The organism is Streptomyces sp. NBC_01317, assembly GCF_035961655.1.
GTDB lineage: Bacteria > Actinomycetota > Actinomycetes > Streptomycetales > Streptomycetaceae > Streptomyces.
Window position 1 is genome coordinate 3,993,785 of the sequence record NZ_CP108393.1, and the last position, 23,576, is coordinate 4,017,360.

Consider the following 23,576-nt stretch of genomic DNA (forward strand, 5'->3'; position numbering starts at 1 on the left):
CGCAACCCCCCGAGCGGAGCGAGAGAACCATGTCGACCTACTTGCTGGTGCACGGCGCCTGGCACGGCGGACAGTCCTGGGAGCGGGTGGCGCCCCTCCTTACGTCGGCCGGGCACCGGGTGTACGCGCCCTCCCTCACCGGCTACGGCGACAAGGCGCACCTGCTCGGCCCCGAGGTGGGGCTCGACACCCACGTCGAGGACATCGTCGCGCTGATCACCGAGGAAGACCTCAGCGACGTGATACTCGTCGGACACAGCTACGCCGGGCTGGTCATCTCGGCCGTCGCCAACCAAGTCCCTGACCGGACGGGCCGGTTGGTCTATCTCGACGCGATGGTCCCCGAGGACGGCGAGAGCGCGGCCGACATCATGCCCGTCAGCCAGGTCCTGATCGACCGGGCCGTGTCGTCCGAGAGCGGCTGGCGGGTCCCCCCGCTCCCGGAACTGCCGCCGCCCTTCGGCCTGTTCGGGGTCACCGACCCGGCGGACGTCGCGTGGCTGCGCACACTGCTGTCGGACCAGCCGGTCCGCTGCCTCCAGCAACCGGTCCGCCTCGACAACCCGGCCGTGAACACGATCCCCCGTACGCACATCCACTGCACCGTCGTGCCGGACGGCTTCGTACGGCGGCCCGTCCCGGCGACGCAGCCCAACGGCACCCCGGCGCAGGTGCTCGAACTCCCGACCGGCCACGACTGCATGATCACACTGCCGGCCGAACTCGCCGACCTGCTGCTCAAGCTCGGCGTCGACACCTGACCTGGGCCAGGTCCGGGGCCTGGTCCGGGGCCTCTCGCGGACGGCTCCGGGGCTTCACCGGCCCGGCTCAGTTGATGGTGACGACGTGGGCCCAGGACGGTGGGGTCTCCGGGATGTAGACGGGGTCCTCCTCGTCCGTGGCGAGGATGGGGCGGGGGAAGAGGCCCACCACCGTGCGGCAGGGGGGTGGGGCCGTGGGCCACGGAGTCTGACCGTCCGTCAGGGCGACGATCACGTCCGGGCGGGGGCGGGAGCGGAGTGCGCGGGCGAAGCCCGAGCGGAGGTCCGTACCCCCGCCGCCGATCAGTTCGACGTTCTCGGCGCGGCAGAGCGGGACGGCGATCCCGGCCGCCGCGTCGCAGGAGATCACCGAGACCAGGTCACGCCGTCCGCCCACCGCCCGCGAGATCGCCGCGACCTCCAGCAGCGCGCTGCCCAGTTCGGCGTCGCTCACCGACCCCGAGGTGTCGATCACCACGCAGACCCGGGGTGGTGTACGGCGCAGGCCCGGCAGGAGCACACCGGGCACACCGGCCGAGCGCCGGGATGGGCGCCGGTAGCTGTGGTTCTCGCCCACGCCCGGCCCGCTCGCCGCCGAGCGGATCGCCGCCCCCAGCAACCTCCGCCAGGGCTGCGGGGGTTGGAACGCCACGTCCGCCCACCGGCGCCACCCCTCCGGGGCGTCGCCCGGCCGGCCCCTGATCCCCTCGGCGACCCGGAAACGTACCGCGTCGCGCTGCTGCCTGCTCAGCCCGTGCGCCCCGTCGGGGCCCAACTCCCACGGCCGGCCCTGCCCGTCGGCACCACTGCCGCAGTCCAGCCACGCCAGGTCCCGGGTGAGCCCCGACATGGACGACCGCCGCAGGTACTCCTCCATCAACAGCCCGGCGGGCAGCCCCAGAAGAGACGGCAGCACCGCGCCGGAGGGCCGGGGCAGGCCGTCGCCGTAGATGTCGTCGTTGATCTCGAAGTCGGCGGCGATGTTACGGCGCAGCCGCTCGCCCGGCCCGTACTCCTCATGCTCCCGCGCGTACCGCTCGCCGCGCCCGTGGTGATCCCGGAGCAGGTGGGAGACCTCGTGCACCCAGGCGCCGGCCAACTCCTCCACCGGCATGCGCGCCACGAAGCCGGGGGAGACGTAGCAGCGCCAGTGCGCGTCGACGGCCATCGTCGGCACCGACCGGTCCTCCACGACGTGCAGCGCGAAGAGCGCGCTCGCCAGGTAGGGGCGGACCTTCACCGCGTGGAGCCGGGCGGCCAGCAACTTCTCGGTGTCCAGGGGGAGTCCGGGGCCCGGTCCTGGTCCGGGCCGGTGGTACGGAGTCCGCCGGCCGGGCGGTGCCGTCGGTACGGTGGCCCGTGCCGGGCGGGGTGGGGCGGGGCGGGGGTGCCGCGCGGGCCCCGTCATCGGCGTACCCCCGTCGTGCGACCGGCGTCGGCCGCCGCCGCTGCCCGTACCACCGAACGGTCCGCCCGCCGGGCCACACCGATCACACCGACAAGCCGCTCCACCGCCTCCGGCACCTCCCACTCGTCGCGCCGCAGCGAGGCCAGCGCCGTCGCGGGGGCGACGAGGAGGTCCGGGGCGCCGGTCTCCAGCGCCCGTACCAGCACCGCCCAGCCCGCGTCCCACCTCGCCCGCTCGGGCCGCGCCCCGACGGCCGCGATCACCGCCTCCAGCGCGGCCTGGCGCAGATCGCCACGTACCGGCAACTCGGCGGAGGCCGGGTCGGCGAGCAGCGACTCCGGGTCCGGGAGGTCCATCCGGTCGAGGTGGGCGAGGAGTTCGAGCCCGGGCCCGTCGCCGACCGTGCCCCGTATCAGCAGGGCCAGCACCTCCCGGGAGACGGAGGCCGCCGTACCGAAGGCCAGCAGGGCCAAGGCCGCTTCCCAGCTCCGGGGCGAGGGCCAGGCGCCGCCGCGCCGTGTCTCCGTGCTGGGCAGCCGGTGGATGAGCGTCGGCCGGGCCTCCAGGAACCCGCAGACCGCGCGGCGGGCGAAGGCCACCGCCTCCGGCAGGCGCTCCGGCACCAGCCGGGGCAGTTCCGCCCGGGGCCAGACCCCGCCCAGCCCGCGCACCACGACCTCCCGGTCGTGCACCCAGTACAGGTGCACGAACCGGTTGGCCAGCGGCGGGCTCAGCTCCCATCCGTCGGCCGCCGACGCGCTGGGATTGGCCGCCGCCACGATCCTTACGTCAGGCGGGAGTTGGAGCGCACCGACCCTCCGCTCCAGGACAACCCGGAGCAGGGCTGCCTGAACAGCCGGTGTGGCGGTGGAGAGTTCGTCCAGGAAGAGCAACCCCCGCCCGGCACGGACGAGTTCCACGGCCCACTGGGGCGGCGCCATCGGCACCCCCCGCACGGCCGGGTCGTCGCCGACGATGGGCAGCCCGGAGAAGTCGGTGGGCTCGTGGACGCTGGCGATCACGGTGGTCAGCGGCAGGTCGAGGGAGGCGGCGAGTTGCGTGAGGGCCGCGGTCTTGCCGATGCCGGGCTCGCCCCAGAGCAGTACGGGCAGGTCGGCCGCGACGGCGAGGGTGAGCGCTTCGAGCTGCTCGTCGGGGCGGGGCTCGGTGGTGGTGGAGCGGAGGAGGGCCAGGAGGTCGCCGGCCAGGGTGAGTTGGGGGCCGGCGCTGGGGGTGGGAGTGGGAGTGGGAGTGGAGGCGGAAGCCGAGGCGGGGAGGAGCGTGCTGGAAGTCATGGGCATCACCTTGGGTGGGTTGAGAGGGGTGGGGCAGAAATGGCCTGGTCCGTCCCCGAGGACTGGGCATGGGCGTGCGGCGCCCTTGGTGCGGTGCGGGCGCGGCTGGCGCTGAGTTGGGTCGGCTGGTGAGCCGGTACGGCAAGCGGTCAGTGGTACTCGGGAGGGCAGGTCAGGGCAGGGCAGGTCGGGGCAGGTCAGGGCATGGTGGTACGGGGCCGGTTCCGCCTGCTCTGCTTGAGGCGCGTGGAGGCAGGTGTACGGCGGTCGAGGCGAGGGCGGTGGTTCGCCTCCGCGTACCTGAGGTCCGGGGCTTTTCCGCCCGCCGCCGCACCGGCACCGGGGTGCGCGGCGGCCAACCCCGAGCGGAAGAGCCCGTGGTCGATACGGCGGTCGGCGGCCGACTCCAGTTCCTCCCGCAGCGGCCCGTCGCGCAGGATCGCGCCGGGACCGAGCAACCCCTCGACCACGGCCAGCGCCCCGGCGATGTCGCCGTGGCCGAGCCGTTCCCGTACGGCGGGCAGCGCCTCCGGGTCGCGGTGCACCCGGTCGATGGCCCGCAGGCACGGCAGCGGGGGCCCGCCGAACGCCACCAGCAGTTCCTCCCGGCGCAGTTGGGCCGGGTGGTGGTCGACCGCTGTCAGTGTGCCGTCCCGCAGCGCTATCCGGTGGACCTCGCCCCGGCACTCCACCCGGTGGGGATCACCGGGCGGGTGGGCGGGAACGGGGCCGGAGGCGGGGGCGGGGCCGGACAACAACACCGAGCCGGACGACGGCCCGGAGTCGAGTGCCGTCGGTGCCGTCCGCGCCGTCGGCACCGTCCGCGCCGCCAGCGCCTTGGCGACGAGTGGATGCAGCCGGTCGGCCGCGATCAGCCCGTTCCGTAGCAGCTCCAGATCCGGAAGGACCCGGGCCGCCGCCTCCGGCAGTACGGGAAGCGCCGCGACCTCCTGCGGTGGCAGCGTCTCCCGCAGCGGCCGGAACGTCGGGGCGTGGCTGTCGTCCGGGGCGACGAGTTCGAGTACGGCGCGGCTGCGCGTACCGAGGCGCACGGTGAAGGGCCCGCGAGGGCGCCCCTCGGCCCGCAACAGCACCTCCGCCTCGGCGGCCCAACTTGTCGACGCCCAGGGATAGTCCGGCGCCGTGCCCGCACCGCACCGCCACGCCAGTTCACCGCTTCGCTCGGCGTCCCAGAGATGCCGGTGCAGGTCGAGCCGGAAACGCCGGTGTGGATGCGGATGTGGAGGCGGGTGTGGATGTGGATAGGGATAGGGATGCGGATACGAATGCCGGGCGTGGTCCAGGGAAGTGCCGCTCCCGGACTCCTCCCACAACGCCAGGGAGACCCGCTGCCCCGCGTCCGCCCAGGCCGGCGGTGTCCGTACGACGAGTTGCGGCGACCCGCCGCGTGAACTCCCGTAGCGGACAAGAGAGATGGTGAGGTCGGTCCGAAGCCGCCCGTCGGGCGCGCTCCTGGGCAGGTGCCAGCGGAGCAGATCCGGCGCCAGGCGGCGCAGATCCGCACGAAGGCGGGCGGCGAATTCGGTGCCGTGGCGATCGCGCACGGCGCGCAGATCGAGATCGATGTCGACTCGGGCGGCGGCACACGCCCCGGCCCAGTCACCGGCCGCACGCCGTGCGGTCGCGATCTCGATCATGGACGGTGGTACGGCGTACTCGCGCACGCGCTGCCACATCAACAGGTGGGACGGAATCGAGTTCTCGAAGTGAGGTGCCATCAGCACTCACCTTGCGAGAACGATTCCCCCGATCCGAACGAGGAGTTGTTCTTCATCCCGCGCATCATAAGCACCGCGACGAGGATCTGTCAGCCGCCTTCTCGTTCGATCCACTCGCCGCCGCCCAGCGGGTAGTCGTAGCCGGGGCGGGCAGCGCCGGCGCTCGTACGGAACGGGGTGCCGGCGTTGTCGATGTGGACCGTGCCACGGCGGCTGCCGCTGGACCACTCCAGGCTGAGGTCCCAGCGGACGTCGTGCGCGGCGGCGTGCGCGGTGATGTAGAAGATCTCCGGATCGGACTCGCTGACCTTGTACGGGAAGTCGCGTTGGCCGTTCTTGACGTCGACCGTCGGGCTGCCGTTGTCCAGGTCGATGTCGAACGACTTGGTGTCGACGCCACCGCCGCAGCCCACCCCCATCGCGTAGTCGTTCCAGGCGAGGGGCGCGCCCTTGGTGACGACACGTACGTGCAGCGCCTCCAGGACCACCGTGTCCTGGCCGGTGCCTTGCACGGTCAGGGCCACCCGCTGCTCCCCCGAGGAGACCGCGCCGTAGGCGGCGGCCCAGCGCGGCGCGTCCTGCTCGCTCGCGGGCGGGCCGACCTGCTCGGGTTCGCTGTCGACGAGGAAGTGCTGGCTGCACGGGTTGTCGTAGATGTACGGGCGGGTGGCGACGTTCAGCGGTACGGCGTCGTCGCCATCGGCGGGGTCGGCCGCGCCTTGTCCGGCGCCGTCGTTCGGGGCGCCGGGGGTGGTGGTGCGGGGTGGGAAGGCGGAGGTGGAGGTGGACGGCTTGCGGGTCTCGCCGCTCCCGCCGCTCTCACGGCTCGGGGAAGGTGTCGGAGAGTCCGACGCCGACGGGTGTGGCGGTTGCGCCTTGCCGGTGGTTACGGAGGTGGCGCCGGCGGCACCCCGGGCTCCGGTGTCGTTCTCGCCGCCGCCGAAGGGGCCTTGGGCGGCGAGCGCGGCGGCTCCGAGTACGGCGGCCACGGCGACGGCGGCGATGAGGGCGGTACGGCGACGGCGGGCGGGCGGGGCGGGGTTGGTCTTGGCCTTGGGCGGCAGGTCGGTGACGACGGAGTCGGCGGCGGGGGCGGGTGCTTGCGGCGCGGGGTCCGTACCGCCGTCGGCCGGTAGGGAACGGTCCGCCGGTACGGAAACGTCCGCGGGTACGGAACCGCTCGCCGCCCCCGCCCTCCCCCCTCGCACCGCATCCGCCAGAATCCACCGCCGGTGCAGCTCCATCAGCTCCTGCGGCGTCGCCCGGCACGCCCGCGCGAGACGCTCCACCGGGGCGTACTCGTTGGGCACCGCCGCGCCGCTGCAATAGCGGTGGAGCGTGGACGTACTCATGTGCAGCCGCTTGGCCAGCGCCCCGTAACTCAGCCCCGAGCGCTCCTTCAGCTCCAGCAGCAGCTCCGCGAACGCGTCCGCCCGTCCGGCCCCGGTCGCCTCCGGCACTCGTCCCACCATCCCCCCGTATCTCCGACGTCCCATTCAGGCGTTCCAGGGGGACGACGTTTCCCCAGCTCACAGCCTGTTCGGGCGTCCCAGCGTCCCGAACTCCCCGCTGTCCGTGGCGGTTGGGACGGATCACCCCACAAGCTCCAGTCATCCAAGCACCACACCCTCCCGAACACCCAAGGGGCTCAGCACATGTCCAGCATCCGGAACTCCCGCACCCGCCTTCTGACCGCCGCCGCGACCGTCACGCTGGCCGCGCTCTCCCTGACCGCTTGCAGCGACGGAACAGGTACGAGGGACGAGGGCGCGTCGACAGGCCACGCCAAGAACGCACCGGCGGCAACGACCGCCACCGAGTCGGTGTCCACCTCAGCCAGCACAAAGCAGTCCAAAACCACCTCGAAGCCCTCGAAGCCCTCGAAGCAGTCGACCGCATGGGCCCCCGCGAAGGCCCCGGCCGCCGCCAGGGCGGTGACCTGCGAGGGCGCCAACACCAAGACGGTCGCGGCCCCGCTGAACCGCCCCGTCAACCACATGCTCCTCACCGTCACCAACACCGGCGGCAAGACCTGCTACCTGTACAACTACCCGATCGTCCGCTTCAGCCAGGCCCAGTCCGTACCGCCGGTCATCGAGGACTCCCAGCCGCAGGCCGTCGTCACCCTCGAACCGGGCCAGTCCGGCTACGCCTCCGTAAACCTCTCCGCCGCCGACGGCAGCGGCGCCAACGGCTACACCGCGAAGTCCCTGACCGTCTACTTCCAGGGCCGCGCCATCCACGAGACCACCGGCAAGGCCGCCAACCCCAAGCTCCCCGCGAAGGGCGTCTACATCGACGACTCGCTCAAGGTCACGTACTGGCAGCAGTCGATGAACGACGCCATCACCTGGTGACGTCCCCCCACCCGACCGCCACACCGGATCCGGCGCGTGGTGGTCGGGCCTGTTGCCCCGCACAGGCACAGTCCCCCGACGACGCGGAACGGGTGCCCCAGTCCCTTCTGCGAGCCGCCGAACGCGGCAGGCAGATCGTATGCAGCGGGGCGTGAGGGGACGGGCGGGCATCGGGGGTTGTATCGGTGGGCAACGTCGCCGAGGGGGCGTGGATCGGGGGTGGGGGTCTGCTTGAGGATGAGGGGACGGGTCACGTGTGATCTCGCGGCACCCCATCCGTACCGCAAGGATTTCCGTGGCAGCGCGGCCACGAGCCGGGCCGGTCGGAGCGTGTCGGTGATCCCGCCGCGCAGCCGGCGTCCCGGTGCGGTGTTGGTCGGCCGGCGAACCTGCGGGCGGCCACCCTTCCCTTCCGCACCGGGCCGTCCGTGCCGGCGAACAGCACCTCAGGAGATCTCCCCCCATGTCCGACCCCTCTGTCCGCCGCCCCACGCCCCTGACCGCCGCCGCCCTCCCCCAGCGTCCGAGCGCGATGCCGGTCCACAAGTACCGGCCGTACGAAGCCGTCGACCTGGCGGACCGGGCCTGGCCCGACGCCCGTATCACCGAGGCCCCGCGCTGGCTGTCGACCGATCTGCGGGACGGCAACCAGGCGCTCATCGATCCCATGTCGCCCGAGCGCAAGCGTGAGATGTTCGACCTGTTGGTGCGGTTGGGCTACAAGGAGATCGAGGTCGGCTTTCCGTCGTCCGGTGAGACCGACTTCGCGTTCGTACGGTCGATCATTGATCAGGGTGCGATCCCGGACGACGTGACGATCTCCGTACTGACTCAGGCGCGTGAGGAGTTGATCGAGCGGACCGTGGAATCGTTGAGGGGCGCCCACCGCGCGACCGTGCATCTCTACAACGCCACCGCGCCCACCTTCCGCCGCGTGGTCTTCCGCGGTACGAGGGAGCAGGTCAAGCAAATCGCCGTGAACGGGACTGAGTTGGTGATGGACTACGCCGACAAGATACTGGGCCGTGACGCGGTCCTCGGCTATCAGTACTCGCCGGAGATCTTCACCGACACCGAGCTGGACTTCGCGCTGGAGGTCTGCGAGGCGGTCATGGACGTCTGGCAGCCGGAGGCCGGCCGCGAGATCATCCTCAACCTGCCTGCCACCGTGGAGCGTTCCACTCCCTCGACCCACGCGGACCGCTTCGAGTGGATGTCGCGGAACCTGTCCCGCCGTGAGTTCGTCTGCCTGTCGGTGCACCCGCACAACGATCGCGGTACCGCCGTCGCCGCCGCCGAACTGGCCCTCATGGCCGGCGCCGACCGCGTCGAGGGCTGCCTGTTCGGGCAGGGCGAGCGCACGGGCAACGTCGACCTGGTCACCCTCGGCATGAACCTCTTCTCGCAGGGCGTCGACCCGCAGATCGACTTCTCCCAGATCGACGAGATCCGTCGTACGTGGGAGTACTGCAACCAGATGGAGATTCACCCCCGCCATCCGTACGTCGGCGACCTCGTCCACACCTCCTTCTCCGGCTCCCACCAGGACGCCATCAAGAAGGGCTTCGAGGCGAGGGACGCCGACGCGGCGGCGCGCGGGGTCGCGGTGGAGGAGATCGAGTGGGCCGTGCCGTACCTGCCGATCGATCCCAAGGACGTGGGGCGTTCGTACGAGGCGGTCATCCGGGTCAACTCGCAGTCCGGCAAGGGCGGGATCGCGTACGTCCTCAAGAACGACCACCAACTGGACCTGCCGCGCCGCATGCAGATCGAGTTCTCCCGGATCATCCAGACCAAGACCGACGCCGAGGGCGGCGAAGTCACGCCCGGCCAGATCTGGTCGGTCTTCGAGGACGAATACCTGGTCTCCGCGCACCGCTCCTGGGGACGGCTCGCGCTGCGCTCCGCCCCGGTCTCGGTCTCCACCGACGGGGCGGACGCGCTCACCGTCGAGGCGGTCCTCGACGGCGAGGACATCACGCTGACCGGCCAGGGCAACGGCCCCATCTCCGCCTTCGTCGACGCGCTGGCGGGCATCGGGATCGACGCCCGGGTGCTGGACTACAGCGAGCACGCCATGAGCGAGGGCGCGAGCGCGCAGGCCGCCTCGTACGTCGAATGCGCCGTCGGAGGCCACGTGCTGTGGGGCATCGGCATTGACGCCAGTGCGACCTGGGCGTCACTCAAAGCCATTACCTCGGCGGTCAATCGCGCACGGAGATGACGCTTGTCCGGGCTGCCGGATTACGGCGGGGCGAATTCTCATCCTTGCCCGTCAGTCCTCCGCGCACTGTACAAACGGGCCGAGTTTCCGTCCGGTGCGTGCGCGGCACGGTCGAATAATTGGCCGCCGCCCATCAAACGGGCATTTAAAGGGCGTTGGACCGTCCAGGTGACACAACTTCCTTCATCTACTATCTCGTTCGATCGATCGGTCGATCATTCTCGTAGCAAGTGGATACGCATATGGAAACGGATACGGAAACGTGAACGGGATTACGCGGGCGTGAAAACCAAACTCGATCCGCTGACCGTGACCGCGATGGTCGTCACCATCGTCTCCGTCGCGACCACCGCCCCGCTGACCGCCGCCGCCACCGCGTCGCCGCTCGCCATGGCCTTCTGGCGCAACTGCCTGGGCTTCGCCGTACTCGGGCCTTTCCTCCTGCTCCTGCGCCGTCGCGAGGTGGTACGGGTCGCGCGCGGCGAGCGCGCGCTGCTGCGCCGGGAGCAGTGGCGGCCCCTGGTCTTCGGCTTCCTCGCGGCCACGGCGCTCGCCCTCCACTTCGCGGCGTTCATGACGAGCACCCGGCTCACCACGGTCGCCATGTCCACCGCCCTCGTCGCCACCCAGCCCGTCTGGCAGGCGCTCATCGCCGCGGGCCAGGGCGCCAAGACGTCCCGCAGGACATGGACGGGTCTCACCCTCTCCGTCGTGGGGGCGGCCGCGGCCGCCGGTTTTGACATCAAGGCCGGTGGTACGGCGCTGCTGGGCGACCTGCTCGCCCTCGCGGGGGCCCTCGCCCAGGCCGGGTACACGGCGCTGAGCGAGAAGTCGCGCGCGGATGTGAGCACACCGCTGTACTCGACGTTCACGTCGCTGGTGTGCGGTCTCGAACTCCTCCTGGTCTGCTGGCTGGTCGACATCCCGCTGACCGGTTTCGACAGGGCGACGCAGTGGTCGCTGCTCGGGCTGCTCGTCCTCCCTCAGCTTCTGGGGCTCGGGGCGCTGAACTTCGCCCTGGGGAGGACGTCGGCGACGTCCATGAGCGTCCTCCTCCTGCTGGAGACTCCCGTGGCCGCGGTCATCGCCTGGTGGCTGATGGGGCAGCACATCGAACTCGCCACTCTGCCGGGGCTGTTGCTGATCATCGTGGGCGTGACGGTCGTACTGACGAGCGGCGGCGCGGAACGAGGGGCGGCGGGGCAGGGGACGTACCCGGGCACGAATACGGGGACGTATGGGGGGACGTATGGAAGGGGCGGGTACGGGGGTGCGTACGGGGCGGGCGTACCGCCGTATCCGGATCACGCGCCGCACACACCCCAACTGCCGTCCGACCGCGACCATGTGGCGCATCCGGAGGATGCTGCCCGGCGTGACCCCCGAGTGGACTGGGCCAGATACCAGGAGAGTCACCACGAGAGTCCGACGGTCAGGTTCACCTATCACGGTGCGGGGGCCTTCGACACGGTGCACCTGCGCAGGCCGCACTCCGACGAGGACGAGTGGTGGAGGGAGCGGGAGAGAGAACGGGAGAGAGGGCGGGAGCGGGAGGCGTGGTCGGAGGCTGGGCCGGAGTACTGACGGTCGGTCCCGGTGCGGCGGGGGAGGATGCCTCCTCATGCCACCCCTTACCCCCGTATCTCTGCATCCCCGTACCGCTCAACCGGTCGGAAGCGCCGGCCCGTCCCCGCCGTGCCGTTCTGACGCGCCGGTGTCGGGCACCAGCCCCTGCCGGACCAGGCTGCCGTCCAGCCAGGCCGCGGCCAGTTCCGCCCTGGAACGGCACCCGGTCCGCTTGAACAGCCTGGTCAGCCGCTGTTCGACCGTCTTCTCGCTGCACCCCAGCCGGGCGGCGATCTGCCGGTTGGTGGACCCGTCGCTCACCATGTCGATCAGCTGTACGTCCCGCTCGCCCCGCTCGTCCCGTTCACTCCGGCCGCCCCGGGCGGCGCGGCGCCTGGGGAGCGAGACGTTCCGTCGACGGGCCGCGGCGCCGAGCCGACTGCGGACGGGCCGGCCCATGCCCAGCGCGTGCCCGCTCCGGGTCGCCTCGGCCAGCCACAGTTCCGGGTCGTCGCCGACTTCCGCCAAGCAGCCGCAGCAGTCGACCAGCAGGGGTACGTCGCCTCGCTCCCGTACCAACTCGTAGGCGGAAAGCGCACTTTGCGCGTCGCCGTGCGCCATGCCGCGTCCGACGAGCACCACTTCGTGTGTCAGGGGCGAGGCGGCCTCCTCGTACAGCTTCTCGATCTCCGCCATGGTGTGGCGTACCGCCTCGGGGTCGTTCCGCTCCACGGCGATCGACAGGATCCGCAGCAACACGCGGTCGAGACCGGCGAGCAGTCCGTCCTCGCGCGCCCGCCGCACATCGCGCCATGCCGCTGCCACCGCCTCGGCCTCCATGGCCCGGTCTCCGTGGCCCGACCAATAGCGGACGCCCAGCCGCGCCCGCGCCACCAGCGGATGGCTGACGGAGTCCGGGATCAGGTCGAGCCACTCGCGGGCGCGGCCCAACTTGCCCCGGACGAGCTGGATTTCGGCCGCCAGCGCCCGGGCCGGCTGTCCGACGCCCGGCGCGCCGTCGGCCCGGCCGCGCGTCTCGACGCGGCGGGCGGCCGAGAGCGCGCTGTCCCACCGGCCGGTGAGGTAGTCGCGCACCATGGCGTGGTACTGGACGGCGGTGCTCTGCCCCGCGTCGACGTACCGCTCACCGAGCACGGCGTCGAGAGCACCGGCGAGGTCTCCATAGGCGGCGGCGTTGCGGAGTTGGTCGAGGGGGGCGGCGCTGAGTGCGTGGTCCGGGGCGTCCCGCGCGAGGGCCCGGCGGGTACGTTCGAACTCGGCGCGGGGGCCTACGGCGGCGGCGAGGAGGCGCACTTCGGCGAGGGAGGGGAGGGGGTCGGGGCCTGGGCTTGAAGCGCACTGGGCGAGGGGTTCCGGTGGCTCCGGCAGTCCCCCGTTCAGATGCGTTGTCGGCGTGATCGGCATGTTCGGTGTGATCGGTGTGATCGGTGTGATCGGGCCGATTCCGTACGCGCCGCCGAGCACCGCCAGCGCGGCGGCGGCGGGTACCTGTGCGAGAGCCACGCCGTATCGGGGGTCGACGTCGTCGGTCTGCGGGGAACGGTGCTCGTGGAGTGTCGACAGGGTGCATGCCCGGGTGACCCATTCGAGGTGGTCCCGGTCCTCAACGCGAGGCTCACCGTGCTCGCCGTGCTCACCGTGCTCGCCGCCTCGCTCGCCGTCCCTCCCGTCCCCTCCGTACCACTCCTCCAGGCACGCCAACACCCGCTCGCCCAGGGCGAGTACGCCGACGTGGTCGGCGTTCCGCAGGCTCAGTGCGACGGATTCGCGCAGCACGCCGGTCGCTCTGGGGTCGTACGGCGACAGGTGCCGCAAGGCCGAGTGGTAGGCGCGGGCCCCCCACGAAGGGTCGGACTTCGCATGCGTACGGGCGGCGGACAGGAGCAACGGCAGCGCGAGCGCGGCATCGAGGGCCGAGCCCGCAGCCGCGACGTGGTCGGCGAGCCGGGGGTGCGCGGCGCCCGCCGCGACCGCGCCGAGCCTGTCGGTCACCACTCGGGTGATCGTGGCGTGCAGCGGCCGCACATCGCGGCACCCGGGCAGCGCCCGCAGCGCGACGGCGAGCGCGGGTACGGCGAACGTGATGCGACCCGCCCGGTCGACGGTCACCACCCGGTCCCTGACCAGCCCGTCCACCACCCGCCCGAAGATTTCGGGCAGTCCGGCTTCGGGCAGTCCGGCCCCGGGGAATCCGGCCTCTGGGAGTCCGGCTTCGTGCCGCTCGGCTTCGGCCCGTTCGACTTCCGGCGCCCCCGCTCCGCGCACCCCCTTCAACGGCCTCACCCCGCGCAGGTCGTCAAGCCGCAGTTCCGCCTGGCCGGCCAGGCGGGCGAGCGCGGTGGCCGTCTCGAACGTCTCGGCGTCCGGTGACGCGTGCGGCCAGCCGAGCCGGGCCAACTCCGCCGCGTCCGGGGTGAGTCGCAGTTCGTCCTCCGGAACGGTCAGGCACATCTGACCGTCGAGTTCGAGCAGGGCGCCGCACTCCTCCAGCGAGGCGAGCACCGACAGAACGGCCCCCGGACTCCCCGCCAGCGGGCCCAGCGCACGCAGCACCGCCGTCACCAGGCCGGGTTCGACCGGGCGGTCCAGTCGCCGCACGATGAGCTCGCCGACCTCGGCCGACGACAGCGCAGGCAGTTCGACCACCCGGTCTGCCGCCGCGAGCAACTGCCCACCGCCACCGACCTGCCCCGGGAGCATCGGCCGGGCCGCCAACACCACCGGTACACCCGCCGGGCGGAACGCGCGCAGCAGCAGCCCCAGAGCGGAAGCCGTCGGATCCGGCATCCGGTCGGCGTCATCGACGACCAGGGCGAACGGGACCTGGCGAGCCGCGTCCGCCAGCACCTCGCCCAGGGCGGAGAGCAGCGCCACCTCCCCGCCACGGCCGACGGCCCGCGACCGGGATGGGGACTGGGACTGGGACTCCGCCTGCGACGGTGACTGCGCCTGCGCCTGCGCCCGCCGCACCGCCGTCACGCGTGCCAGGATCCGGCCGTCGTGGATCTTGGCGAGTACGCCACAGACCGCATCCGCGAGGGCACCGGCACCCGCCGGCTCCTCCGCGACCTCCCAGCCGAGCCGCAGGACCTTCGCCCCCTTCTTGGCCGCCGCCCGCCGCGCCTCGTGCAGCAGCGCGGTCTTGCCGGCGCCGGCCACGCCGCTGACCAGGAGGGTCCGTACCGCGGCTCCGGTGGCGCGTAACGCCCGCGCCACGTCACCCACTTCGTCGTGCCTACCGACAAGAGGTGAACGGTACTGCTGCACGACAACTCCTCGTTTGTCCGGGTTCGCCACGTCGAACGGCTCGACGGAACGTGGGGTTTGCGTGAACCTCCCGAACAAGCCACCATCATTTGAGTCAGGTTGGACATGATGGCAAGCGTGCTACCAGGGTCGGTCCGTGGGGTGTGGTGGGCCGGTTCCGTAATCCGCCGGGTGGGTCCGGGACGGGGCGGTCCGAGCGGTCCGAAGCGGGCACCCCGCCCACCAAATACGCATGCTGATCGAAGACATGAAAGATATGGCGGAATCTGTGGCTGCTCGGACAGACACCGAGTTGGTCTTCGGCGGCTCGGCCGTACGTTTCCACGGGGCGGGCGAGCGTCTGCTCGGCCGGGAGGCCGAGTCGGCCGAGATCGACGCCGTCCTCCGCGACCCGAACGGACCGCGCCTGGTGCTGGTCCGGGGGGAACGGGGCGTCGGGCGGACCGCGTTCGTACGGGAGGCCGGCGAGCGGCTGCGCGCCGAAGGGGTCGCGGTCCTGCCGGTGGAGTGCGTTCCAGGTGACGGCGGGCGTCCTCTGCTTCTCGCTCTGAGAATGGTCATGGCGCTGGAGGACCACCGGGCGGCGGCCGCAAAACGCCGACCGGCCCACAAGCCGTCCGGAGAGACGTTGCCCGGGGCGCTGTCCGCAGTGCGAGAGGGCGACGGTACGGCGATGGCGGAGGCGCTCGCCACCGCTCTGGCGCAGCCGACGCCCACGGTCGTGATGGTCGAGGACGCGCAGCACGCCGACACCGAATCCCTGGCGCTGCTCGGTGATTTGGACTTCGGCGGGCTGTCGTCCGGCGCCCGGTTGGTGGTCACGGCGGTCCACAACGGGGGGCCGGACGGTACGCCCGAGGTCAACGCGTTCGCGAGGGCGGCCAGGGCGGATACGGGGACTGTGGGGGCTGCCGAAGCCGCCGGGGCTGCGGGCGCCGCCGGGAACGCGGGCGCCCTCACGTCCGCCGAATCCTCAAGACCTCCCGCGCCTCCCGGCCCCTCCTCGGCCGGGCCGGCCTCCCCGACCACCCAGCCGGGCGGGCCCACGGCGCCCGCCGACACCCGCAGGCACTCCCGGGCGTCCGGATCTTCGCCGGTCGAACCCTCTTCCCCGGCCACACCAGGCACCGGGCCTCACACGTCCACCGGATCCGCCCCGTACCCCGGGACCGGGTCCGGCGCGTCCGCCGGAGCCTCCGGTTTCCTCCCGGCAGGCCCAAGCTTCGCGACCACCACGTCCGCCGCCACCGGAACCGCCGCGTCTGCCGCGTCCGCCACGTCCACCGAAACCACCGGAGCCTTCGGGAACCCCGGAACCACCGCGTCCCCCCGGACCGGCCCCGCCTCCCCCGCCGACCACGTCCCGCCCGCCGGCCCAACCTCCCCCGCCAGCCTCCCCACCCCGCCCGACCCGGCCATGCAACAGCTGGCCCGTAACCCCGTCGCCCACACCATCGTTCTGCCGCGCCTCGGTGCGGAGGACATCACCGCCCTCGTCGCGCAGCGGTTGCGGGCCGTGCCCGATGCCGCTCTGGTACGGCGGGTCCGCCGGCTGAGTCGTGGAATACCCGGGGCCGTCGACGCCCTGCTCGTCGCGTGGGCGGGGCAGGGTGCGATACGTATGGCCGACGGGCACGCCTTCCTCGGTGTCGGAACGCCGGCGCCGGTGCTGCCGGACGACAACAGGTACGTCGTGGCCCTGCGGTCGCTCGGCGAGCCCTGTTGGACCGTGGCCGCCGGACTGAGCGTCCTGTGGCCGCTCGGCCGGCCTGCGGCGGAGTTGCTGGCAGCGGCCACCGGTCTGTCCGCCGAGGCGGTCGGCCGGAGCGTCCGCTCTCTGGTGGACGAGGGCATCCTGGACGAACTGCCCGGACAGGACGGCGCCCCGCTCCGAGGGTGGACGTTCCGCGTGCCGCTCGTGGCACACGCCGTACGGGAACGTCTGGGGCCTCTGGAGCGCGGCCGCCTGTCCGCCGTCGCGGTGGAGGCGCTGTGGGCAGGCGGAGCAGTGGCGGGCAGAGCAGTCTCAGCCCCCGCGCCGACACACGCGCCGAAGGCACCAGAACCAGCACCCGTACGCGCATCCGCACCCGCACCCGCTTCCGCACCGGCGCCCTCCCCCACCCTCCTCCCCGAGGCCGACGCCACCACCTACCTCCCCGACCGGATCGCCGAAGCCGGGAACCTGGTCGACCCCGAACGTGCCGTCGCCGAGCTGACAGCCGCCGCCCGTGCCCTCTACCCCGACCTCGACCGCCGGGGCATGCTCCGGTGGTACCTGGGGGCCGTACGCCTCATCGAGGAGCCGACCGCCCGCAGCCTGACAGTGCTGCGGTACGGGCAGGCCGCCCACGGCAGCGGTGACTACCCCACGGCCCGGCGGGCGGCCGAATGGGTCGTGTCCGCCCCGGCCGAAGGGCTCGGCCCACTGGCCCTCTACGAAGCGGCCACCCTGCTGGTGGCGGCGACAGCCGCCGACAAGGACTGGCCGGCGCTGTCCCGCATGGGGGACGCGTCCTGGTGGGACGCACTGCCGCTGCCCGCGATAGCCACCGTGTCGGGCCGTATCCAGGCGCTCTGGCAGTTGGAGAAGTGGCGGGAGGCCCTGACCCTGCTCTCCCGGAGCGAACCGGTGTGGCGGGCGACCCCCGACAGCCGCGCGTTGCTCGAACTGTTCGGCAGAGTCGCGGAGTTCGTACTGGGCCGACCGGAACGGTTCACCCGCGCACTGACCCAGACCGAGGCATCGGACCTGCCCCGCAGCAAGGTGTTCGCGATGGTCATCGCCCAACTCGACGTGCTGCTCGGCACCGGCGACCTGCGAGCGGCCACGGCCCTGCTGGCCGACCAGGAGCTGACGCCCGAACTGCTGCCCGCCGGAAGCCGGTTCCTCCTGCTGCACCTCCAGGGCCGGTGGGACGAGGCACTCACCCTGGCACGCCGTCCGCTGGTCGACGGCGGCGTACTGAACGTGGTCCCCGGGCACCACCTGCTCCCCGCCCGCACCGCCGCCGTCCTCCTGGCGAGGGGTCGTATCACCAGCGCGAGCCGCCTGATCAGCAGCACACGGGGGCAGATCGGCGGCACACGCGGGCAGATCGACCAGCAGGCCGCCGACCAGTCGGACGATCCCGCCGACGCTCCGCCCCACCACCCCCCGCACGGCCCCCTCGAACACGTCCTGGACCACACCGACGCCGAAATCCTCCGCACCCTCGGCGATCCCGCCCGCGCCGAGCACGTCCTGCGGCGCGGGCTCGGCGCGGCGGACGCCCACGGATCCGTCTACGGCACCGACGAGTTGTGGGCCTCCCTCGCCGAGGTGCACGCGGAGGCGGGGCGCACCCGTCAGGCGCTCGCCTGCCTGGCGCGGCTGGAGCGGCTCGCCGGACGGACGGACAGCGGACAGACGGACGGCGGACAGACGAGCAGCGGCCGGACCCGGCTGCTGTATCTGCTGACGTACGTCCGCGTCCTGCGGCCCGACCCCCACGACGCCCGCAGTCGTCTCCTCGAAGCCGTCGAACTGGCCCGTGAACGTGGTCAGTTGTTCGAGACGGCGGTGACCCTCACCGCCGCCGCGCACGAGAACACGGGCCCGGTGGCCCCGCTGCACGAGGCGTACGAACTGTTCGGCGAGACCGGTGCCGCCCTGTGGCGCTTCCACACCAGGACCGCGATGCGCGAGACCGGGCTGGCCGTGCCCGGCCGCAAGCAGGCCACGGCGGAGAACGACCACCTGCTCGCCACCCTGCTGGCCGAGGGCCTCACCAACCGCCGGATCGCCGCCGTACTGCGGCTGAGCGAGGACGCGGTCGCGAACCGTCTGTCCCGGCTGTTCGCCCGTACCGGCATGCGCTCGCGCACGGAGGTCGTGACGGCCGTACTCGGCGCCGGCCCGCCACCGCCGCCGACGCCCCTCTCGTGACAGATTTCCCTGCCCTTGACGGAACAGGGGCTCGCGGCATCAGATCCGCGCAACCACACATGGCACGATCGGCCTCCTGAAGCGCATGAACCACTTGAGTCCCAGATGGAGAGGGCACATGCCTCAACAGGTACTCACCGAGACCGTGCGTGTGGCGATCCACTCACCCGACGCGATCGTCCGCGCGGGGCTGGTCAGCTACCTTCAGAGCGACCGCCGCACCCGTGAGGTACCACCGGACAAGATCCGGGAGGCCGACGTCATCGTCGTCGCCGTGGACGTCGCCGCCGCCTCCTCCCTCGACCTGCTGAGCAGCCTCTGCGACAAGCCGGAAGCACGTTTCGTCATGGTCGTGGGAAAGCAGTGGCAGGCGGATGTCTCGGCCGCGATCGACCGCGGGGTCAGGGCCGTCCTGTGGCGCGACTCCTTCAGCCCGGCGACCTTCATCCAGACCCTGCTCACCATCACGGAGGGCGGCGGCAGCCTCCCGCCCACGCTCCAGGGCACGCTGATGGAGCAAGTCCGCTGGACCCAAAGGGAAGTTCTGTCCCCACGAGGTCTGACGGCATCCGGGGTCAGCCCCCGTGAAGTGGACGTATTGCGCCTCGTCGCCGAGGGCGAGGAGCTGTGCGACATCGCGACGAAACTCTCGTACTCCGAACGCACCGTCAAATACATCCTGTACGGCCTGATGAAGCGGCTGCACCTGCGCAACCGCGCCCACGCCGTCTCGTACGCCATACGAACCGGTCTCATCTGAGTCCCCCGGCCCACACCCACCCCACACCCAACCCACACCCCACCCCACTGGTAATCTCCGCTCACTTGTGCGAGGGCGAAGACCCTCGCGAGGAGGGACATCACGTGGGCAGACACGCCCTGAGACGGGGCGGTCTTACCGCCGCCGTCTCTTCGCTCGCGGTCGCGATCGCGGCCGCGGCCGTCACCGTTTCCTCCGGGGGCGCCGATTCCGCCCAGGGGGCCACGGCCGGGGCCACCACCGCGGCCGCCGCCACCACACAGATCACGCTCACCCACCCGAACTCGGAGCGCCCCCGTGTCGACCGGCTGCTCAGCGCCGGTACGACCGGGTTCCTGCACCGGCAGAGCGGGGTCGACGGACTGCTCTGGACGGACTACGCGCACGGCGCGACCGTCACCGTCGAGAACACGACCGGCGTCTACGTCCCCGGTCAGAGCTGTACGGAGGTCGACTCCGCCTGCCGTACGGCCTGGTACGGCGCGGACAGCGACGTGGTCGCCCTGCCGTCGGCCCTGAGCGACAAAGTCCGTCACGCTCTGGGACCCGGCGACACGCACGCTGTCGACCGTCACGTCCGACTACTACTACCGGGCGCTGGCGGGTGACACCGTCGTCACCGGCCGCACACTGATCGACACCGTAGACGGCGAGCGGCGCGAACGGCTCGTCACCGGGGACTCGTTCACCATCCCGGACAAGGCGATCGTGGCGGCGGACGCCTCCGGAGTGCTGGTCAAGGACCGCTCCGCCCTGCTCTCGATCGACCTCAAGTCGGCTGTCAGCACCCTGGCGTTCACCGGTGTCGCCACCAACTCGTCCTCCGTGGAGTTCGTTCAGAGCGAGAGGTGGATCGGCTGGTACGACACCGACTTCGGCAGCCTCCACCTCAAGCCCCGTACCGACCCCGCCGCCGACGAACAGGTCTTCGACGTGCCGGAGTTCGGCTCCCTCGCCGGCGACCCGGTCCTGCTCGACGACTGGCTGCTGGTGCCCACCAACGCGACGACCGGCAGCGCGATCACGGCGGTGTCCCTCACCGACGGATCTTCGCGCACGCTTCTCGATTCCGCCGGCGAGTACGCGATCGGCGGCCCGGGCGGCAACGCCTTGGTCGCGGGCGGCACCGGACCCACCGACTGGTGGATACAGCGGGTCGGCCAAGCGGCCGACGGATCGCTGGAGTTGACGAAGGTACGCGCGGTCCCGGCGACGGAGAACGCCAAGGTCGGCGTCGCGCTCAGCCGGGGCAGCCTGCGGGTCGCGGAGGACGACCTCAGCCGCAGCGCCACCACCACCTCGGTCCGGAAACTGACCACGAACGGCAGCACCACACTGTCCGCCGCTCCGGCCACGGTGGGCGACACGATCAGTCCGGCGTGCCCGTTCCCCGGCGTCAACTGCACGCCGCTGTGGGGCAACAGCGGCTCCCTTCCCGAGGACGTCCACCTCGTCACGTTCAGCGACGTCGACGGCGACGACGCGAGCGGTCTGGAGAAAGCGGACAAGCTCGTCGCCATGGGTGATCAGACATCCGACAGTGTCCTGGAGTTCAAGACCGGGGGCGGCGTCATCGTCGACGTCTCCGACAACTACGCGGTCTACAACTCCGGCGGCACCACACCCATGCAGTACGTCGGCGAGTTCGGCCAGGGTCAGCAGCTCAAGCGCACGATCCGCGCCGCCGCCCTCAACGGCTCCACCCTCTGGAGCGCCACCACGGCCGCCGGCACGATCACCTCGTACAGCCTCACCGAGAAGAAGACGCTCACCACGGTCAAGATGCCCGGCGCCGGCTGCGTACCGACGGAGCTCCAGGCGGCGGGGCGCTGGGTGTACTGGGCCTGTGGGACCACCTCGGCGGGCCTGTACGACACCAAGGCCGGGACGTCGGTCGCCACCCAGCCGGGTGACGTCCTGCTCGGCGACGGATTCGCTGTACGGCACAACCACACCACGGACGAACTCGTCCTGACCGAAGCGGCCACCGGCGCCACCCGCGTGATCGCCTCCGGGCTGGCGCAGGCGGGCCGGGCGGGCTCAGGACCGGCCACCGACCGGCGCCACCGGTGGACGGTGGACGAATACACGGGCCTGGTCGCCTGGTTCGACGCGTACGAGCAGACGCACGTGGCCACGACCGGGGTGACCCCGTCCGTACCGACCACCTACAACACGACGGTCGACGACATCGTCTGGGCGAAGTCGACGGACACCGACTCCAAGACCTGGAACGGCAGTTGGCTGCTGTCCCGGCCGGTCACCTCCTGGTCCCTGGCCTTCACCTCGGTCGGGAGCGGCGAGAGCGGCAAGGCCACCCGTACGATCACCGGCGGCGCCGCGTCGGCGTGGCTGGAGACGTCCTGGAACGGCAAGGCGGCCAACGGGAGTTACTTCCCCAACGGGCGCTTCACCTGGACCCTCAAGGCGACCGGCCTCGGCACCACGTCGGCGGCCACCGTGGCCACCGGCACGGGATCGATGTACGGAGGTGCGACAACGCGCCACGACTTCAACAGCATCGAGGGCCAGCCGGACGGTGTCGGAGACGTCCTCACACTCAACTCCTCGGGCGGCCTGACGTACCAACTCGGAACCGGAGCCGGTAAGTTCGGCGACAAGCTCACGGGCACGGGGTGGGCCACCACCATCAAGGCGATCCCGTTCGGTGACCTGAGCGGCGACCGGTGCAACGACGTCCTCGTCCGCCTCAGCAGCGGGGCCCTGCGCCTCTACAAGCCGGGCTGCACCACCGTGGTCAAGCCGACGACGTCGTACACGACGCTCGGGACGAGCGGCTGGACGCAGTACGACGTCCTCACCTCACCCGGCGACATCAGCGGCGACGGCCTCCCCGACCTGATCGCCCGCAACACCTCCTCCGGGACGGTCTACCTCTACAAGGGCACCAGCGCGGGCAAGCTGTCCGCCCGCGTGAAGCTCTACGACAACTGGAAGACGTACAAGAAGATCGTCGGCACCGGCGACCTCAACGGCGACGGCAAGGCCGACCTGATCGCCCAGGACAAGTCCAACAACCTCTACAGGTACGCGGGCAAGGGCAACGGCACCTTCGCGGCCCGCGTCAAGGTCTTCACCAACTGGGGCGGCTCGTACAACGTGATCGTCGGCACCGGCGACCTCAACCGCGACGGCAAGGCCGATCTCGTCTCCCGCGACACGTCGGGTGTGCTGTGGCGCAACTACGGTGACGGAAAGGGCTCGTTCGGAGCGCGCACGAAAATCGCGACGGGCTGGAGCGGCTACAAGTCGCTTTCCTAGCGGTCAGGTTGTAGCCGTTGGAGTCCCCAGCACAGCGAGGGGGCCAGGAGACTGAGAGGTCTCCTGGCCCCCTCGCTGTGGTGGGGGGTACCTGGCGGCGGCCCGTTCGGCTTATTCGTAGCCGAGGACCTTGTAGTCCTTGCTGACGAAGACGTGGTGCGGCCAGTTGACGCTGATGTTGTGGACCTCGTACTCGCCGTTGCTCAGCTTCACCACGCGGTCGTTGATGCCTCCGGGGACGACGGCCTGGGCGGCCTTCGTGGCGTTGTCCGCCGCCTTGCCGCTGACGATCGTGCCCTCGCCCTCGGTGTAGTCCGGGATCTGGCCGACCGACTTGTCCGGTGACGGGGTGCCCTTCTGGAAGGGGATCACCCCCGCGGCCTTGGCCGCCGCGGCTCCGCCGTCGCCGCCCGGTTGTACGACGACCTTCGTGGCCGTGATGGTCGCGCTGTCGACCGTACCCAGGACGAGGACGCTCGTGCCCTTCCTCACCGCGCGCGCGGAGGTGCGGTGGGTGCCCTTCTCGTACGTCGTGGTGGATCCCTTGTCGACGGTCACCTTCACGCCCGTCGCCGTCGAGAAGGTGAAGCCCGACGTGGAGACGGTGTCGACGATGCCGGTCGCTCCCCCGGGGGCCGGGTCGGCCACGGGTCCGCCGCCGGCGGGGCCGCTGGGCTTGGGCGTGGGGGTGGCGGTGGGGGTGGGGGTGGATGTGGCGGATGTTTCGCTCGCCGTTACGCTGGGTGACGACGTGGAGCCCGCCGCCGAGGACGTACCGGCTCCGGTGAGTCCCGCCACCGCGCAGGTCAGTCCGGCGGCCACGACCAATCCGCCGCTCTTCTTCGACAGCAGCCGCCGTGCCCATGGCCCGCGCGCTGCCACGGGTGTGGTGACCTGGCCCGACTCGTCCGTCGAATGGCCGCTCTGCTCGTTGTCGTCGTTCATGGTGCCGCTCCTCTTGCTCGGTC

Annotated in this window: 14 protein-coding genes; 8 read left to right on the plus strand and 6 right to left on the minus strand. The window is 71.7% G+C overall.

Going from position 1 to position 23,576, the window contains the following annotated elements:
- The first annotated feature begins 29 nt into the window (after positions 1-29).
- Entirely contained in the window at positions 30-761 is a 732-nt protein-coding gene (locus OG349_RS17025) for an alpha/beta fold hydrolase (protein WP_327235416.1), read from the plus strand.
- Between the two features lie 67 nt (positions 762-828).
- On the opposite strand, the gene OG349_RS17030 is transcribed toward OG349_RS17025, so the two are convergent.
- The 4 genes from OG349_RS17030 to OG349_RS17045 form a co-directional block, all read right to left on the minus strand.
- Positions 829-2,169 carry a vWA domain-containing protein gene (locus OG349_RS17030; protein WP_327235417.1) on the minus strand — a complete coding sequence of 447 codons (1,341 nt, stop codon included), beginning with the start codon at positions 2,167-2,169 and terminating at the stop codon, positions 829-831.
- Positions 2,166-3,464 carry an AAA family ATPase gene (locus OG349_RS17035; RefSeq protein WP_327235418.1) on the minus strand — a complete coding sequence of 433 codons (1,299 nt, stop codon included), beginning with the start codon at positions 3,462-3,464 and terminating at the stop codon, positions 2,166-2,168. Before OG349_RS17035 ends, OG349_RS17030 begins: the two co-directional genes overlap by 4 nt.
- Before the next feature lie 197 nt (positions 3,465-3,661).
- Positions 3,662-5,203, minus strand: a complete 1,542-nt coding sequence (locus tag OG349_RS17040) for a hypothetical protein (RefSeq protein WP_327235419.1) — start codon at positions 5,201-5,203, stop codon at positions 3,662-3,664.
- 89 nt (positions 5,204-5,292) lie between these two features.
- Positions 5,293-6,663 (minus strand): helix-turn-helix domain-containing protein, encoded by a 1,371-nt coding sequence (locus OG349_RS17045; RefSeq protein WP_327235420.1) that lies wholly within the window; start codon positions 6,661-6,663, stop codon positions 5,293-5,295.
- A 195-nt stretch (positions 6,664-6,858) separates the two neighbouring features.
- Here OG349_RS17045 and OG349_RS17050 point away from each other — a divergent pair, with 195 nt between their 5' ends.
- The 3 genes from OG349_RS17050 (at position 6,859) to OG349_RS17060 (ending at position 11,368) form a co-directional block, all read left to right on the plus strand.
- Complete coding sequence (locus OG349_RS17050) at positions 6,859-7,560, plus strand: DUF4232 domain-containing protein (RefSeq protein WP_327235421.1); 702 nt, start codon at positions 6,859-6,861, stop codon at positions 7,558-7,560.
- A gap of 463 nt (positions 7,561-8,023) precedes the next feature.
- Positions 8,024-9,784: a 2-isopropylmalate synthase gene (gene leuA / locus OG349_RS17055; RefSeq protein ID WP_327235422.1), complete on the plus strand. Its 1,761-nt coding sequence runs from the start codon at positions 8,024-8,026 to the stop codon at positions 9,782-9,784.
- A 282-nt stretch (positions 9,785-10,066) separates the two neighbouring features.
- Positions 10,067-11,368 carry a DMT family transporter gene (locus tag OG349_RS17060; protein ID WP_327235423.1) on the plus strand — a complete coding sequence of 434 codons (1,302 nt, stop codon included), beginning with the start codon at positions 10,067-10,069 and terminating at the stop codon, positions 11,366-11,368.
- Between the two features lie 78 nt (positions 11,369-11,446).
- Here the strand turns inward: OG349_RS17060 and OG349_RS17065 are convergent, their stop codons facing one another.
- Positions 11,447-14,638: a helix-turn-helix transcriptional regulator gene (locus OG349_RS17065; RefSeq protein ID WP_327235424.1), complete on the minus strand. Its 3,192-nt coding sequence runs from the start codon at positions 14,636-14,638 to the stop codon at positions 11,447-11,449.
- Positions 14,639-14,906: 268 nt separating this feature from the next.
- On the opposite strand from OG349_RS17065, the gene OG349_RS17070 reads away from it, so the two are divergent.
- The 4 genes from OG349_RS17070 to OG349_RS17085 all read left to right on the plus strand — a co-directional run bounded on the left by OG349_RS17070 (position 14,907) and on the right by OG349_RS17085 (position 22,608).
- Positions 14,907-18,566, plus strand: a complete 3,660-nt coding sequence (locus OG349_RS17070; RefSeq protein ID WP_327235425.1) for an AAA family ATPase — start codon at positions 14,907-14,909, stop codon at positions 18,564-18,566.
- Positions 18,567-18,684: 118 nt separating this feature from the next.
- Positions 18,685-19,326: a response regulator transcription factor gene (locus tag OG349_RS17075; RefSeq protein ID WP_327235426.1), complete on the plus strand. Its 642-nt coding sequence runs from the start codon at positions 18,685-18,687 to the stop codon at positions 19,324-19,326.
- A 104-nt stretch (positions 19,327-19,430) separates the two neighbouring features.
- Positions 19,431-19,934 (plus strand): hypothetical protein, encoded by a 504-nt coding sequence (locus OG349_RS17080; RefSeq protein WP_327235427.1) that lies wholly within the window; start codon positions 19,431-19,433, stop codon positions 19,932-19,934.
- Positions 19,935-20,034: 100 nt separating this feature from the next.
- Positions 20,035-22,608: an FG-GAP repeat domain-containing protein gene (locus OG349_RS17085; protein ID WP_327235428.1), complete on the plus strand. Its 2,574-nt coding sequence runs from the start codon at positions 20,035-20,037 to the stop codon at positions 22,606-22,608.
- A 111-nt stretch (positions 22,609-22,719) separates the two neighbouring features.
- Here OG349_RS17085 and OG349_RS17090 read toward each other — a convergent pair whose 3' ends face one another.
- Positions 22,720-23,553: a hypothetical protein gene (locus OG349_RS17090; protein WP_327235429.1), complete on the minus strand. Its 834-nt coding sequence runs from the start codon at positions 23,551-23,553 to the stop codon at positions 22,720-22,722.
- Positions 23,554-23,576 lie beyond the last annotated feature (23 nt).